Annotated in this window: 15 protein-coding genes and 1 pseudogene; 11 read left to right on the forward strand and 5 right to left on the reverse strand. The window is 66.6% G+C overall.

Annotation, left to right across the window (positions count from 1 at the left end; genetic code table 11):
* Positions 1-98 precede the first annotated feature (98 nt).
* The 7 genes and pseudogenes from ACFWPA_RS08510 (at position 99) to ACFWPA_RS08540 (ending at position 7,457) form a co-directional block, all read left to right on the forward strand.
* Positions 99-500 carry an SseB family protein gene (locus ACFWPA_RS08510; protein ID WP_378569997.1) on the forward strand — a complete coding sequence of 134 codons (402 nt, stop codon included), beginning with the start codon at positions 99-101 and terminating at the stop codon, positions 498-500.
* Positions 497-1,012: a WXG100 family type VII secretion target gene (locus ACFWPA_RS08515; protein WP_378569998.1), complete on the forward strand. Its 516-nt coding sequence runs from the start codon at positions 497-499 to the stop codon at positions 1,010-1,012. The genes ACFWPA_RS08510 and ACFWPA_RS08515 overlap by 4 nt, the downstream gene beginning before the upstream one ends.
* The gene (locus ACFWPA_RS08520; RefSeq protein WP_378569999.1) at positions 1,009-5,718 is read left to right on the forward strand and encodes a putative T7SS-secreted protein; all 4,710 of its coding nucleotides are present in this window, start codon (positions 1,009-1,011) and stop codon (positions 5,716-5,718) included. Before ACFWPA_RS08515 ends, ACFWPA_RS08520 begins: the two co-directional genes overlap by 4 nt.
* Positions 5,708-6,412 (forward strand): hypothetical protein, encoded by a 705-nt coding sequence (locus ACFWPA_RS08525; protein WP_378570000.1) that lies wholly within the window; start codon positions 5,708-5,710, stop codon positions 6,410-6,412. Before ACFWPA_RS08520 ends, ACFWPA_RS08525 begins: the two co-directional genes overlap by 11 nt.
* Before the next feature lie 176 nt (positions 6,413-6,588).
* A pseudogene (locus ACFWPA_RS08530) lies at positions 6,589-6,654 on the forward strand (hypothetical protein); the annotation flags it as partial.
* An 87-nt stretch (positions 6,655-6,741) separates the two neighbouring features.
* On the forward strand, positions 6,742-7,086 hold the full coding sequence (locus ACFWPA_RS08535; RefSeq protein WP_378506781.1) for a hypothetical protein: 345 nt from the start codon (positions 6,742-6,744) through the stop codon (positions 7,084-7,086).
* Positions 7,083-7,457, forward strand: coding sequence for a hypothetical protein (locus tag ACFWPA_RS08540; RefSeq protein ID WP_378507056.1), 375 nt, complete (start codon positions 7,083-7,085; stop codon positions 7,455-7,457). Before ACFWPA_RS08535 ends, ACFWPA_RS08540 begins: the two co-directional genes overlap by 4 nt.
* On the opposite strand, the gene ACFWPA_RS08545 is transcribed toward ACFWPA_RS08540, so the two are convergent.
* The 5 genes from ACFWPA_RS08545 to queC all read right to left on the reverse strand — a co-directional run bounded on the left by ACFWPA_RS08545 (position 7,370) and on the right by queC (position 10,042).
* Positions 7,370-7,723, reverse strand: a complete 354-nt coding sequence (locus ACFWPA_RS08545) for an integrase core domain-containing protein (RefSeq protein WP_378506782.1) — start codon at positions 7,721-7,723, stop codon at positions 7,370-7,372. The genes ACFWPA_RS08540 and ACFWPA_RS08545 overlap by 88 nt on opposite strands.
* Positions 7,707-8,258 (reverse strand): VUT family protein, encoded by a 552-nt coding sequence (locus tag ACFWPA_RS08550; protein ID WP_378506783.1) that lies wholly within the window; start codon positions 8,256-8,258, stop codon positions 7,707-7,709. The genes ACFWPA_RS08545 and ACFWPA_RS08550 overlap by 17 nt, the downstream gene beginning before the upstream one ends.
* 77 nt (positions 8,259-8,335) lie before the next feature.
* Positions 8,336-8,713 carry a 6-carboxytetrahydropterin synthase QueD gene (gene queD / locus ACFWPA_RS08555; RefSeq protein WP_378506784.1) on the reverse strand — a complete coding sequence of 126 codons (378 nt, stop codon included), beginning with the start codon at positions 8,711-8,713 and terminating at the stop codon, positions 8,336-8,338.
* Entirely contained in the window at positions 8,710-9,345 is a 636-nt protein-coding gene (gene queE / locus ACFWPA_RS08560; RefSeq protein ID WP_378506785.1) for a 7-carboxy-7-deazaguanine synthase, read from the reverse strand. Before queE ends, queD begins: the two co-directional genes overlap by 4 nt.
* A 1-nt stretch (position 9,346) precedes the next feature.
* Complete coding sequence (gene queC, locus ACFWPA_RS08565; RefSeq protein WP_378506786.1) at positions 9,347-10,042, reverse strand: 7-cyano-7-deazaguanine synthase QueC; 696 nt, start codon at positions 10,040-10,042, stop codon at positions 9,347-9,349.
* A 105-nt stretch (positions 10,043-10,147) separates the two neighbouring features.
* Here queC and ACFWPA_RS08570 point away from each other — a divergent pair, with 105 nt between their 5' ends.
* From ACFWPA_RS08570 to dbpB (ACFWPA_RS08585), 4 genes are read left to right on the forward strand one after another with little or no spacing between them, the layout of a single operon-like run.
* Positions 10,148-11,038 carry a hypothetical protein gene (locus tag ACFWPA_RS08570; protein ID WP_378506787.1) on the forward strand — a complete coding sequence of 297 codons (891 nt, stop codon included), beginning with the start codon at positions 10,148-10,150 and terminating at the stop codon, positions 11,036-11,038.
* Positions 11,035-12,174 carry a DGQHR domain-containing protein DpdB gene (gene dbpB, locus ACFWPA_RS08575; RefSeq protein WP_378506788.1) on the forward strand — a complete coding sequence of 380 codons (1,140 nt, stop codon included), beginning with the start codon at positions 11,035-11,037 and terminating at the stop codon, positions 12,172-12,174. Before ACFWPA_RS08570 ends, dbpB (ACFWPA_RS08575) begins: the two co-directional genes overlap by 4 nt.
* A complete protein-coding gene (dpdA, locus tag ACFWPA_RS08580; protein ID WP_378506789.1) occupies positions 12,171-13,394 on the forward strand; it encodes a tRNA-guanine transglycosylase DpdA in 1,224 nt (407 codons plus the stop codon). The genes dbpB (ACFWPA_RS08575) and dpdA overlap by 4 nt, the downstream gene beginning before the upstream one ends.
* 9 nt (positions 13,395-13,403) lie before the next feature.
* Positions 13,404-14,501, forward strand: a complete 1,098-nt coding sequence (gene dbpB / locus ACFWPA_RS08585; protein ID WP_378506790.1) for a DGQHR domain-containing protein DpdB — start codon at positions 13,404-13,406, stop codon at positions 14,499-14,501.
* The last annotated feature ends 2 nt before the right edge of the window (positions 14,502-14,503 follow it).

Consider the following 14,503-nt stretch of genomic DNA (forward strand, 5'->3'; position numbering starts at 1 on the left):
ACGCGCACGCACTGACCGGCCGGGGGCGGACCGGGCCCGCCGGCCGCTATGCTGACCGGGCGCGCCGTGGGGGAGCGCAGCGATCCGGGGGGATTGACGTGGGGGACAGTGCTGACGGCTGCGCGCGGTGGCGCGCCGAGGTCGAGGCATTCCGGCAGGGATTCGGGCATCCGGGCCAGCTGACCGCGGCGCTGCGGGACGCGCCGGTGCTGCTGCCCGTCACCCCCGACGACCGGCTGCTGATCAGTACCGTCCGCGGCGTCGACTGGCTGTGCGTGTTCACCGGCGAGGCGCAGTACGCCGCCTACCTCGACGCGCGCGGCGCCGCGGCGTTTGCCCGATACCGCGCGCTGCCCGGGGGCCGGGTCCTCGACGAGATCGCCGCCGCCCTGCCCCGGCCGACCGGCGTCGTGGTCGACGCCGCGGGTCCAACACCGATGGCGTTCCCGCCGGACACGGCGCCGGGGGCGTTCCTGGATCCCGCGCGGGCGGCGCGGTGAGCGGCGAACTCCGGGTCGAGCCGCAGGTCCTCGTCGACGCGGCGGCCGGGATCACCGCGATCACCGGTGTGCTCGCCGACCTTGGGATCGGGGAGACCGCGGCGTCGGGCCGCGGATTCTCGTTGCTCGCGCTGTCCCCGCTCGAGGCCGGGCACCGCGACGTGCAGACCGCGTTCGAGGCCTGCGTCGAACGGTGGTCGTGGGGTGTGCGGTATCTGGTGCAGGCCGCGAATTCGATCGCCCGCACCCTCGACCTGAACGCGGGCCGCTACCACGACATGGAGCAGGCCGCGGCGACGATGCTGAAGACGGTGTGGTCCGACGTCGTCGGCAACCCGCACCTGAGCGAGGCGGAGATCGCCGCCCGCGGCTGGGGCGAGACCCTCGCCGACAACCCGATCAACCACGTACGCAGCCCCGACTACAGCGTCGACGCGTTCGCCGAGGCGTACCGGTCGATCGGCGCGGATGCGGCCGTCGTGTCCGGCATCGTCGCCGGGGAGGCGCCGTGAGCTGGCTCAGCGACACCTGGGACGACGCGACCGGCGCCGCCGACGCGGCGGGCGAGTTCCTCACCGACACCGCCGAATCCGCCGCCGAGACGGTCGGACAGGCCGTCGACGCCGGACTCGACGGGGCGGCACGGCTCGCCCGCGGCGCCGGCGCGGACCCGGTCGCGGACGCCCTGGCCGGGCTCGGCGACCGGATCGCCGACGCCACCGGCGGCGCCGTCGACGAGCTCGAGCTCGGGCAGTCGGAGGATCCGCGGGACCTGGTGCGCGGCGATCCGGCGGCGATCGCCGACGCGGCGGCCGTCCTCGCCGACCTGGCGTCCGGCATCGCCGGGGCTGGGGACGCGTTCGCCGCCGTCGACGCCGCGGGCTGGACCGGCAGCGCCGCCGACGCGTTCGACGCCGTGTACGACCGGCAGCCGGGCCTGTGGCACGCCGCGGCCGACGCGATGACGGCGGCGGGGGAGGCGCTCACCGGGTGGGGGCACGCGGTCGCGGCCGCGCAGGGGCGGGCGGCGGACGCGGTCGCGGTGTGGCGGGAGGCCGGCCGCGCCGAGGCCGCCGTCGGGGACGATGCTGCGGCGTCCGACGCGGCGAAGGCGGCCGCGGCCGCGATGCTCCGCGGCGCCCGCGCCGAGCGGGACGGGGTCGCCGCTCGGGTCGCGGCCCGGCAGGCGGAGGTCCCCGCGGCGGCGCCGACCGCACCGCCGTTCACCGAACGCCTCGCCGCCGACGTCACCGACCTGCTCGCGGTCGGCGAGGCGGCGAAGGTGAACTTCACGGCGGGCCTGGTCACCTCGCTCAGCGGCATCGCCGGGTTCGTGCGGCAGGTCAACCCGGCCGACCGCTACAACCTGACGCACCCGGCCGAGTATGCGGCCGCGATGTCGGAACTGACCGCGGGACTGTTCGTCGCCGCCTCCGACCCGGGCGCCGTCGTCTCCGCGATGCTCACCGATCTGCGGGAGCACCCGTTCGAGGTGTCGGGTGGCCTCGCCGGGGACGCGCTGCTCACCGCCGCGACCGGCGGCGTCGGCGGGGTGGGGGCCGCCGCGGTGCGCGGGACCGAGCACATCGTGGACGCCGCCGACACGCTGGCCGACACCGCCCGGCTCGTCGACCGCGCGCCGGACGGGCATCGTGCCGCGGACCCGCCGCCGGACACCACGCCGGCCTCCGTCGACCCCGCGGCGCCGGGACCGGAGCCGCGGCCCGATCCGACGCCGACCCCGCAGCAGCTCGCCGACGCGGACCGCGGCGCCCACCACGCCGCGACCGACCGGGGTGTCGAGGCCGACCGGACCGGCCACCAGAACACCGAGGGCGGCGACCCCGTCGACGTGGCGACCGGCGAATTCCTGCTCCCGGAAACCGATCTCACGCTTCCGGGGGTGCTGCCGCTGGTGCTGCTGCGGCGGCACCGGTCGAACCACCGGTTCGGGCGCTGGTTCGGGCGGAGTTGGTCGGCGACCCTCGACCTGCGGGTGGTCGTCGAGGACGCGGGTGTCACGTTCCTCGCCGAGGACGGCGTCATGCTCAGCTATCCGCACCCGGAGGTCGGCGCGGCGGTGCTGCCCGCATCCGGGCAGCGGTGGCCGCTGACCCGCACGGAGGCGGGCGGCTACCGGATCGACGACCCGGACCGCCGGATCAGCTGGCACTTCGCACCGAAACCCGAGCTGGCGGGACTCGATTCGGCGCTCGGCAACGTGGCGATCAGCGCGATCACCGACCGGCACGGCAACCGCATCCTGCTGCGCTACGACGCGGACGGCGCGCCGAGGGAGGTCGTGCACTCCGGCGGCTACCGGGTGCGGGTCACCGCGGCGGCGGGCCGGGTGACGGCGCTGGCCGTGGTGGACGGCGACGCGGCCGTGACGGTGCGCGAATTCGGGTACACCGACGGCGATCTCACCTCGGTGACGACCGGGGACGGCGGCACCACCCGCTACGAGTACGACGCCGACGGCCGGATGCTGGCGTGGGTCGACTCCAACGGCACCCGGATGGACAACGGCTACGACGCGTCCGGACGGGTCGTCACCCAGCGCGGCACCGCGGAAATCATGAACTGCCGCTTCGACTACCGCGAGCTGCCCGCCGGCCGGGTCACCGTCGTCACCGATTCCCTCGGCGCCGCCACCACCCACGGCTTCGACACGGACCTGCGGCTGCGGGACCTGATCGACCCGGCGGGCGGGCACACCCACACCGACTACAACGACCGGCGCGAGCCGCTGCGGGTCCGCACCCCGGACGGCGCCGTCACCGGCTACACCTACACCCCGGACGGGGACGTCGCCCGCATCGTCCGCCCCGACGGCGAGACGCTGACCGTCGACTACGGCGCGCCGAAACAGGCTGTCGCCGTGCACCATCCGGGTTGGGAGGTCACCAGGCAGGCGTGGGACGGCCGCGGCAGGCTCGCCGCGGTGACCGACTCGTCCGGCGCGCGGACCACGTACCGGCACCACGACACCGGCGCGGTCGCCCGGATCACCGACCCGACGGGTGCGACCACCCTCGTCGACTGCGACGGGGCGGGGCTGCCGGTCGCGATCACGTGTCCGTCCGGCGGTGTCACCCGGATTGAGCGGGACGGGTTCGGGCGGCCGGTCCGGGTGACGGACCCGACCGGCGCCGTGACCACCCGGCGGTGGTCGCCCGGCGGCCGGCTGATCGAGGCCACGGATGCCGACGGCGGCACCGAAACCTGGTGTTACGACGGGGAGGGCAACCTCCTCACCCACAGAAATGCGGTCGGCGGGGTCACCGCGTACCGGTACGGCCCGTTCGACCTGCTCACCGAGCGCATCGACCCCGACGGCGTGAGTACCCGGTACACCTGGGACACCGAACGGCGCCTCACTGCCGTCACCAACCCGCTCGGCGACACCTGGACCTACCGGTACGACCCGGCCGGACGCCTGATCGCCGAGACCGACTACGCCGGCGCGACCACCACCTACACCCGCGACGCGATGGGCAGGGCTGCGGCGGTGACCGGCGCGACCGGGGTCACCCGCACCCACCGCCGCGACATCCTCGGCCGGCTGACCGAGGTGCGCGCCGACACCGGGGAGTACCGCCGCTTCGGCCACGACGCCGCCGGCCGGGTCACCGCCGCCGCGTCGGGGCGCGGTGACGACGTCACGCACCTGATCGAACGGGGTTACACCGCAGCAGGTCTCGTGTCGAGCGAGACCGTGGACGGCCGCCGGGCGGGATACGAGTACGACGCCGCGGGCCGCCGCACCCGCCGGTCGGGCGCGTCGGGCGGGGACACCGGGTGGCGGTGGGATCCGGCGGGACGGTTGGCGGCGCTCACCGCAGAGGGGCGCACGGTCGGGTTTACCCACGACCCGCGCGGCGCAGTGTCGGGGTGGCGGCTCGGCGAGGTCGCGGTGACGCACACCCACACGCAGTCCGGGCGCATCGCCGCGCGGACCGTGACCGCGCATCCCGCGCCGGCTCTCGACCTCGGGCTCGGCGGACCGTCGAGCACCGTCCTGCGCGAGGACGGGTACGACTACCGGGCCGACGGCCACCTCACCCGGCACACGCGCCGCGCGGGGGAGACGGGGATGCGCACCGACTACCGGCTCGACCCGGTCGGCCGGGTCACCTCCGTCGACCGCGGCGACGGGCCGGGGGAGCGGTACGGATACGACGGGCTCGGCAACATCACCCGCCGCGGCGACGACCGACGCGAATACCGCGGCAACCTGATCATCCGGGACGGCCGCACCCGCTACCGGCACGACGCGGCGGGACGACTGGTCCGCAAGACAGTCACCCGGCCGTCGCGGAAGCCGGAGGTGTGGCGGTACCGGTACGACGCATTCGACCAGCTCATCGAGGTCGTGACGCCCGACGGGCAGCGGTGGCGGTACAGCTACGACGCGTACGGTCGCCGCACCACCAAGAACCGGATCGCCCACGACGGGACCGTCGTCGAGCGGACCCGCTTCACCTGGGACGGCGCCCGACTCGTCGAACAGGAGTCGGCCGGGCAGATCACCCGGTGGACGTACCGGCCGGGCGGGTTCACGCCGCTGACCCAGTCGCGGGTCGACGGCGAGTTCTTCGCGATCGTCACCGACCTCGTCGGTTCACCGGTCGGGTTGGTCGACCCCGCTACCGGGGTGGAGGTCGGGTCGGCGTCCGCGGACTTGTGGGGGCGGGCCAGCTGGCAGGGGGAGTCGACGCCGCTGCGGTTCCCCGGCCAGTACCTCGACGACGAGACCGGGTTGCACTACAACCTGCACCGCTACTACGACCCCGCGCTCGGCCGGTACGTCACGCAGGACCCGCTCGGGTTGGCGCCCGCGGCGAATCCGAGTGCGTACCCGCACAATCCGACGGGGTGGATCGATCCGTTGGGGTTGGCGCCGGAGGCGTGCGGGGGTCACCGACCTCCCAATATGTCGCCCGATGGCGCGGGCCGCCATGGTGCGTTCAACCAGGTGAAACGCGATCTGGGTATCCCGGTCGGGCAGCAGCCGCTGGCTGTCGACCCGAACTATGATCGGCGAGGACGATTGCAGCCGGGTAGCAGCTATGTATTCGAGGTACCCGTCGAAGGTGGGGGGACGAGAAGAGTGACAATCCGAGACGACGCCGGGGGTCACATTTTCGTCGACGACCCATCCCAGAATCGGGGACCGCACTTCAACGCCCCGAACGGTGATCACTATGACTACTGAGAGCGGTGATCTGTCGCTGGACCGGGCATCGTGTGCGGACGTACCGCTCCTTCGGTCGGTTTCGGCGGAGCTTTCGGACATCGACGTCCTTGGTATCGAGGTGAATCGTTCATCAGTTGCAGGACTAACCCCAGCTGCCGGCGTAGCGGAGGCGGCGCACGCTGCATCGCAAGCGTTGTCCTTGCTGTCGGACGAGTTATGGGGGCTCATGCTGGTCGCAGCGTCCTGGCCTACCCAGCCCCCCAATCGACTTGCCGCAAGCCTCGCGATGAAGCACAGGGTCTGGGGGCAATGGGAGAGAGAATCCGTCATGCTTCCGGTGGGTGCCCGGCACGATTTTCCGCTCACCCGGTCGGACGACAGGCTGCGGTTCGCGGGATGGCTTGACTGCGATATCGAGGAGTTCGGAGTTGCCATCGAAGTGACGCGAACGCATCCAGCGCTCTGCGTTCTGCATCCGGAGTCGGTGTCGGGGGATTTGCACTCGGTCATTGACCGCGCACTACAGGGTCTCGGTGATCCGGATCCCGACGGGGGCGAACTCCTTCGTCGACTCATTCCAGCACTTCAGCTGGGGGCACTAATCGTTCGTGGATTTGGCGTCTTCGACGACCGACGTGTAGGCGTCGACATTTACGCGCAGGCGCGAAGGATCGATGCGATCGAGGACAAGCTACCTGGCCAGGCGCAATAGCACACAATTATCGGATCATACCGATCGGGAGTGCCCTGTTTGGCTGCGTCTCACTCGGCAACCCGTGTCGAACCGCCCCGAGACGGTCGAGGTTCGACCACTTGGCCGTACGCACTGATGTCACAGGCGGGTTCTGGTAGGACTCTTGCGACGACGAGACCGGGCTGCACTACAACCTGCACCGCTACTACGACCCCGCGCTCGGGCGGTACGTCACGCCGGACCCGCTCGGGTTGGCGCCCGCGGCGAATCCGAGTGCGTACCCGCACAATCCGACGGGGTGGATCGATCCGTTTGGGTTGGCGCCGGAGGCGTGTGGGGGAAATCGTGTGTCCACGCAGTCCGGCTACCCGGAGAGCCCAATCTCGGCTGAGTACTTGCGGTCTGAACTTCTCGATCGACAGCTGTCGAGTCTATTCACGGATGACGGACGATTGCATGACGATGTGCTCGCGGGGGCGTATGACGTCATTCGAGGGGAGAATATTGGCAATCCGGAGTTCGCCCGGCAGGTCGCGGAGCGAGGTGGTGATGTTCGTGACTGGGCGAAGTTCACGAGTGGGTCGATGCCTTGGCAGCATGGCCGCGTGGAGGCTCACTTCTACATGAACCGGATGACTCTGGAAGTGATGTACGAATTGGACTACAAGTCGAAAGTGATGTGGTCAAGGTGATCGTAGAGCTGAAGCCAGCAGGTGAGCGGGTTCCCAATACTGTTGGGGCGCCATATCCGACCCTGCTGGAGGGCAGATCAGATGTGCTGGAGATTGCAATCTCGCATCGGTCCGACACCACGTACCGGGTAATCGACAAGTCCGGGCTGGCGTCGATCTGGCCGGCTGGGATGTTCGACGTCGTGGACAACACGGTGCCTGATGGATGGATCTTGATCCCGGGTCGAGGTGGGGGGCTGATGATCACCCACGGAAGATTCGCTAGGGCGGGCTTCTGGGAGGACTACTTCGACGGCCATCCCGACGCGGTAGAGGAATTCGCGGACGTTGTTTCCGAACTTGGCGGTGGACGGTATCCGGTGAATCGGTGAGACGGGGCTGTCGGTGGGGCAGTCCCTTGGTCAAGCGACTGAAGGGGAACGTTCCTCCCGATGGCGGAGTGTTGCCGGTTGTGATTGTAGGTGTGCGACCACCCCGGCAGCACCGTCTGCCGGGCTTGTTCGGACTTGTAGTGCCGGGCGAAGGCCCACTCGGTCGCCATGGTGCGGTGAAACCGCTCGATCTTGCCGTGTGCCTCCGCCGATGAGGGCGGGTGGGGCAGTCCCAAAAGTGTACAGTGGCTACGCGGCAGGGGCACTCGTCAACCGCGTGGATACAGCCTTCCCTGCGGCAAGATAGAGCATGGTTGCCCACATCTTTCCGATCAACTGGCCCACCATGGCGGGTGCGACCGCCGCCCATCCGAAAGCGATCCACAAGAAGACAACGGTGTCTGCGATGGCGCCAGCGATCGACGAGGAGACGACAGCAGTGGCCCAACGCCGGTCTCCGAGGCGTGAGCGTTCCCGAAGTGGTGTGTAGACAGCGAAATTGAGCAATTCGGCCACCGCGAAAGCAGCGGCGGACGCCAGTGCGATGAAGGGGTCGGCGATGATATAGGAGATCAGGACTCCGACCGCCACTGTTGCCAGCATCCCTGCCTTGCCCAGTGCGTCCTGTGTGGCGTCCCGCGCTGCCAGAGCAAACCCTGCGAAGAACGTTCCCGCCGTGGCTTGTTGGCCGAATCCGACCGGCACGAATCCGAATCGAGTTGTTGCCCAGTTGGCCGCGACTACGCTGCCAAGCAGCGCGATCGCCGCACCCGAACCGATCAGGGTGGACTGGTTCTTCACACTTACAACGCTTTCTGCAGAGTCTGTTCCATCAACTGGAAGATTTGCGGACGTAACCACCGGTCATGCCGAGCGACTTATGGTCCGGCATACCCTCGGTAGGTGGACCCGGATGTGCAGGTCTCACGAACGGTGATCGCGGAGAGTCCCGGCAGACCCGGGTGCAGGCGCTCCCACAGCCAGACCGCGAGTACTTCGCTGGTCGGGTTCTCCAGTCCTTCGATCTCGTTGAGGTAGTAGTGGTCCAGTTGCTCGACGAGCGGTCGAACAACCTGCTTCAAGTCGCCGAAGTCCATGATCCAACCCAGCGTCGGGTCGACCTGGCCCTCGACGTGAACGGAGAACCTGTACGAGTGTCCATGCAGGCGTGCGCACTTGTGCCCTTCAGGCACATTGGGGAGTCGGTGAGCGGCCTCGAAGCTGAACTCGCGGAAGATCTCGCTGGTGACTGTCACGGTATTCCTAGGAACTTGTGGGTCTGGAGGCTGAGTTGCCACTGTGGGTTTCGTAGGCAGTAGTCAACCGCTGCTCGGGTGTTGTCCGCAACGTCTGCGCCGTCCATAGGCTGGAGGCGGAAGGACGTGAAGGCAAGGTTCTCGTAGTCGGCAGGGTTGTTGTCATCCTGTGGATAGACGAGTTTGAGTTCATTGCCACCTGACACAACCAACTCGGCGCCCTGCTTGGGACTAACGCACAGCCAGTCGATCCCGTCCGGGACCGGTTGTGTGCCATTCGTTTCGACCGCGACATAGAAGCCGCGGCGGTGGAGTTCCGACGTGAGGGCAGAGTCGAGTTGGAGCAGTGGTTCGCCGCCAGTGCAAACAACCATCCGATGCTCGGTGTCCCCGGAGGGCCATTGCGCCGAGATCTGGTCTACGAGTTCGCCGGGTGTCTGGTACTTGCCGCCGTTGATCCCGTCGGTTCCAACGAAGTCCGTGTCGCAGAACTGGCAGATTGCACGGTGACGGTCTTCCTCGCGACCTGTCCACAAGTTGCAGGACGAGAACCGGCAGAACACCGCTGGGCGCCCCGCATGCATGCCTTCGCCCTGCAGCGTGTAGAAGACTTCTTTGACCTTGTATGCCACGTCAGGCGCTCTGGTACTTGAGGGGGTCCGTCAGGCCCGCGTCGGCGAAACCCTTCAAACGCAGAAGGCACGAATCGCAGTGTCCACAAGGCCAACCCTGCTCGTCGGGGTCATAGCAGGAGGACGTCAATCCGTAGTCGACGCCGATGCTGAGGCCGGCCTGCACGATCTCGGCCTTCGTCATCGAGATCAAAGGGGTGTGGATCTTGATGCGCGCACCCTCGACGCCGAACTTGGTTGCAAGGTTGGCCATCGACTCGTACGCAGCGATGTACTCGGGGCGGCAGTCCGGGTAGCCGGAATAGTCGAGGGAGTTGACGCCGAGGAAGATGTCGGTTGCGCCGACGGTCTCGGCGTACGCGAGTGCGAACGAGAGGAAAATTGTGTTCCGTGCCGGCACGTAGGTCGACGGGATCTCGTCAGGCGTGTTCACCTCGGCAGCGTCATCGTGCTTCGGAACGGCGATGTCGTCGGTCAGGGCGGATCCGCCGAACACTCGAAGGTCGATGTCGGCGACAACGTGTCGGGTTGCGCCGAACGCCGTCGCAACGCGGCTGGCTGCTTCGAGTTCGACGGTATGGCGTTGTCCATACCGGAACGAGAGCGCGTAAGCGTCGTATCCCTGATCGCGGACCATCGCGAGCACCGTCGTCGAGTCGAGTCCTCCGCTGAGAAGTACTACAGCTGGTGTGCCCACCGGGCCTCCTGGTTGTTCGATCGTGAGCTTTCAGAAGCGTAGCGGAAACTGCGATGCTGAGTCGCATCGATAGTAGGGTAGTTTCTACTTACGAAAGGAGGTGCTGTGCGGCAACTGACACTCGTAGTCAACTGCACTGACCGCAAGTCGGTCAGGCCCCATCCCTTGCTGCAGGTACGCTCCCTTGCCGCCGGCGACGGTGACAGTCGCTTCATCGAGTGGGCTGATCGGCTGTCGACTGTGCCCGCCGATGTGGAGTTGCGGACCCTGTACCAGGGTGAAGCCTGGGTGCAGGCGACGGGTCTGGCTCGGGATGCGGCGACAGCTGGATTCGACGTCACACTGCTCGTTGCATCCGCGGGATTGGGACTGCGGAGTTGCGCAACACGGGCCGCGGCATACTCCGCAACTTTCGCGTCGGGTCAGGACGATACCGTCGCCGCCGGTTCATCCGGAATCCGTGATTGGTGGCACAGGCTCGAGGCCCTGCCGGCATCGCTCAAACTAACGGACGTTGCGGGTAAGCGCACGCTGCTCGTCCTGTCGGAGAACTACGCGCGCGCCCTGGAGACTGACCTTGAGGCGTTGGGGCGACGGGGTGGCGACCTTCTCCTGGTGGGCGGGGCGCGTGATATCGCAGGGATACCTCGACTCGCGTCCGACCGCGCTCTCCGCGCCCACCTTGGTGGCACTGCTTCAAGCGTCAGTTTGCGGATGGCGCGCTCGTGGCTTGCGCTGCGTGAGTCGAACGAGTTGTACTGTGCTGCTGACGACGAGCGTTGGCAATCGTGGGCGAGTGCGGTTCGAGTCGAGGAACGGTACGACCGAATGCCTCTGCGGGACAACGAGGTGACGGAGTTGATCGAGGAACTGTTGACGCACGATCCCACCCTGTCGGCGACGCGTGCCCTTCGCCGCCTTCGTGACGCAGGCGTTGCATGCGAGCAGAAGCGCTTCGGTCGGTTGTTCAAGGCTGTTCGCGGAGGTGCGGCATGACCCAAAGGGAAGCGAAGATAGAGCGACGCGCGCTGCGTATTCAACAGAATCCTGAGATGCCGGTGTACCTCTTCGCGCTTGCGGCCGAGGAAATCGACGCGGTCGCCGACGTGGCGAGGATATCTCGCGACGAGGCCGGAAAGCTGATCGGATATCAACGGCCGGAACGGAAGAACCACGTCAAGCAAATTCTCGACTACCTCAACTCCGGTGAGGTGTTGTTCCCGAACGGCCTGATACTGGCGTTGCCCGAGACCGTCAGGTTCAGAGCGAGCCGAGGACCGGCCACCAGTGACGGTCTGTCGACCGCGGGGACTCTCGAGATCCCGTTGTCGACCGACCCCGATGCGCCGCGCCCGGCCTGGATCGTTGACGGTCAGCAGCGAAGCCTCGCGTTGGCGCGGACCAAGAACAAGAGAATTCCTGTCCCGATCGCGGGGTTCGTTGCGCCGACACTCTCGATGCAGCGGGAACAGTTCCTCCGAATCAACACGGTGTCGCCGTTGCCGGCGAATCTGGTGACGGAGTTGCTGCCAGAGGTCGTTGCGGCACCGTCGCCTCGCCTGTCGGCGCGCAGACTTCCCTCGGCCCTCGTCGACATGCTGAACCAGGATCCCGAGTCGCCCTTCTGTGGACTGGTGAAGCGGGCTTCGAGCGATACCGAAGAGCGTCGACGCGCAGTGGTTACCGACACGAGTTTGGTTGAGTCGATCAAAGAGTCGCTTGAGTCGCCTTCGGGGGTTCTGTTCCCTTATCGGAACATGGCTACAGGCACGACTGACACCGAAGGGATCCGACGTCTGCTGCTCATCTACTGGGCGGCGGTCCGCGAGGTCTTTCCAGACGCGTGGGGTAAGCCTCCGGCGAAGTCTCGACTGATGGGTGGCGTCGGCATCCGAGCGATGAGTCGATTGATGGACAGGGTGATGGTGCATCTGGATCTGACCTCCAAGTCGATCGATGCGGAGGTTCGGCGCGAACTCGAACGTGTTGCCCCGCTTTGTCGGTGGACTGATGGGACCTGGAACGAACTCGGACTTCCTTGGGACGAGTTGCAGAACACACCCCGGCATATTTCGGCGCTGTCAAACTATTTGGCGCGGAAGTACGTCGAGGCCAGAGCGGGGAAGAAGTGAAGTTCTACTTTCCGGATAGCCAGGATCTGGTCAGTCCGACCTACGATTTCATCAACGATGAATACTCGCCGATGCGTGTGCGGCAACGAGACGACCGGTACGCGCACGAGGTGTTGACCTCTCCTGCGTACGACGGGATCCTCGTCTCGAAGGCGATTGTCGACGGTTCGATCCGAGGCGTCGGAAAGTACACCATGGCGCAGCGGCAGAGGCTCTATCGGCTTGGCGTCGAACGGTTCTTCCGACTCCCGGAGGGTGTCGCGACACTCGGTGACTGTGGTGCGTTCAACTACGTCGGGGAGACGGAACCCCCGTACACCGTCGAGGAGGTGCTTGACTTCTACGAGGAGTGCGGATTCCAAGCGGGAGTCAGCGTCGATCACATCATCCTCGGATACCAGAAGCCCGGCGCTACGACCGACCCCCCGGAGGACTGGGTCGAACGGCGGAAGATCTCACTTCGCTACGCCGAGGACTTCCTCGAGGTCGTCCGGGCTCGCAAGAGTCCGGTTGAACCGGTCGGCGCTGCGCAGGGTTGGAACCCCGCAAGTTACGCAGACAGCGTGCAGGAACTCCAAGCGATGGGATACTCGCGAATCGCTCTAGGAGGAATGGTTCCTCTGAAGACGCCAGACATTCTCGATTGTCTTAGGGCGATCGATGAGGTCCGCAACACCGGCACAGAACTACATTTGCTTGGTGTCACCCGAATCGACTCGATCGAGGCCTTCGCTAGTCTCGGGGTGACGAGTTTCGACAGTACGTCGGCGTTCCGCCAGTCGTTCATGGATGATCGCGACAACTTCCACACCCGCGACACGAAGTATGCGGCGTTGCGGGTGCCGCAGGTCGACGGAAACGTGAAACTCAAGCGGGCAATTCTGGCCGGCGTGGTCTCGCAGGGGGACGCGATTGCCGCGGAACGCCACACCCTCCGTGTGCTGCGCGCCTTCGATGATGCTCAGGCTTCTGTAGGTGAGGCGATGTCGGCGCTTCTCGCGTACGAGTCGCTGATCGGGGTCTCGACCAGTTACGCCGGACAGTACGAGCGGACTCTCGTGGCTGTTCCCTGGCGGACATGCCGGTGTGGACTGTGTGAGAAGCACGGCATCGAGATGATCATCTTCCGCGGTACCGAACGAAACAAGCGCAGGGGATTTCACAACCTATCTGTGCTCGCGGAACAGATGGCATCGCTGCCGACCGTGAATCGAACGTGAGAGGTATACGTGGCCGATAAGTACGAGATTCGAGTGCCTGCGATCGAGGTAAAGCAGGGTGAGCGTCGTATCTACTGCTTCGCTGTAGATGGCAAGAAGATTCACGACTTTGCGACGGTGTCCCGAATCCACCGTGATGATGACGGGGCGCTCGATGGGTATCAGCGACCGGAGGTCTTGAGCCATATCAAGGCGATCAGACGCTACCTGGAATCGGATGGTGCGATGCTGCCGAATGCTGTTGTGCTCGCATTCGATTCGCGCGTCGTGTTCGAGTCGGCGCGGCGACGTAGCGTCGTGGACTACGCGGTTCCCGGCGAGTTGGTAATCCCCGTTGACGAAGGACTTGCCGAGGAAGACAAGCCGGCACTGCTGGTTGACGGGCAACAGCGCAGTGCCGCGATCCGCGATGCCGACCTGGGGGAGTTCCCCGTCGCCGCAGTCGGGTTCATCGCGAACTCCGAGGAAGAGCAGCGCTCGCAGTTCATCCTCGTCAACAACACGAAGCCACTGCCGAAGGGCCTGATTCATGAGTTGCTCCCGGACACGGAGGGCTACCTACCGCCGAAGTACGCGCGCCGGCAACTGCCTGCGCAGGTGATGATTCGGCTGAACGGTGACCCCGAGGGGCCGTTCTATCAGAAGATTGCGATGCCCACGTCGCCGGCCGGCGATATCAAGGACAACACGATCCTGAAAATGATCGAGAACAGCCTGTACGACGGCGCGCTGTACCAGTATCGGAATGCTGAGGACGGTACCGGCGACGTCGAGCAGATGGTGCTGCACCTCACTGCCTTCTGGAAGCTCGTTGAGGACACCTGGCCGATCGAGTGGAAGCTTCCGCCTCGCAAGTCTCGGCTCACGCATGGCGTCGGGATCCAGGCCTTGGGCTACGTCATGGACGCACTCACCGAAGGGGTTGTGCCCGAGGACTTCAACGAGGTGCGTATCGACCGAAAGCTTGGTTCGATTGGAGACATCGCGGCATGGACGGGGGGCGCGTGGAACCTCGGTCCTGACGACCAGCGCCGTTGGAACTCGCTGCAGAACACGCCGAATGACGTGAAATTGCTGACCAACGTCTTTCTGCGGGTTATTCGCTAACC

It is taken from the genome of Rhodococcus sp. NPDC058505 (assembly GCF_042720095.1).
In the GTDB taxonomy this organism is placed as follows: Bacteria; Actinomycetota; Actinomycetes; order Mycobacteriales; family Mycobacteriaceae; genus Rhodococcus_G.

Excerpts from the sequence above, each read along its gene's own strand:
- dbpB (WP_378506788.1), top strand. The coding sequence starts at position 11,035 with ATGACCCAAAGGGAAGCGAAGATAGAGCGACGCGCGCTGCGTATTCAA.
- ACFWPA_RS08525 (WP_378570000.1), top strand. The coding sequence starts at position 5,708 with ATGACTACTGAGAGCGGTGATCTGTCGCTGGACCGGGCATCGTGTGCG.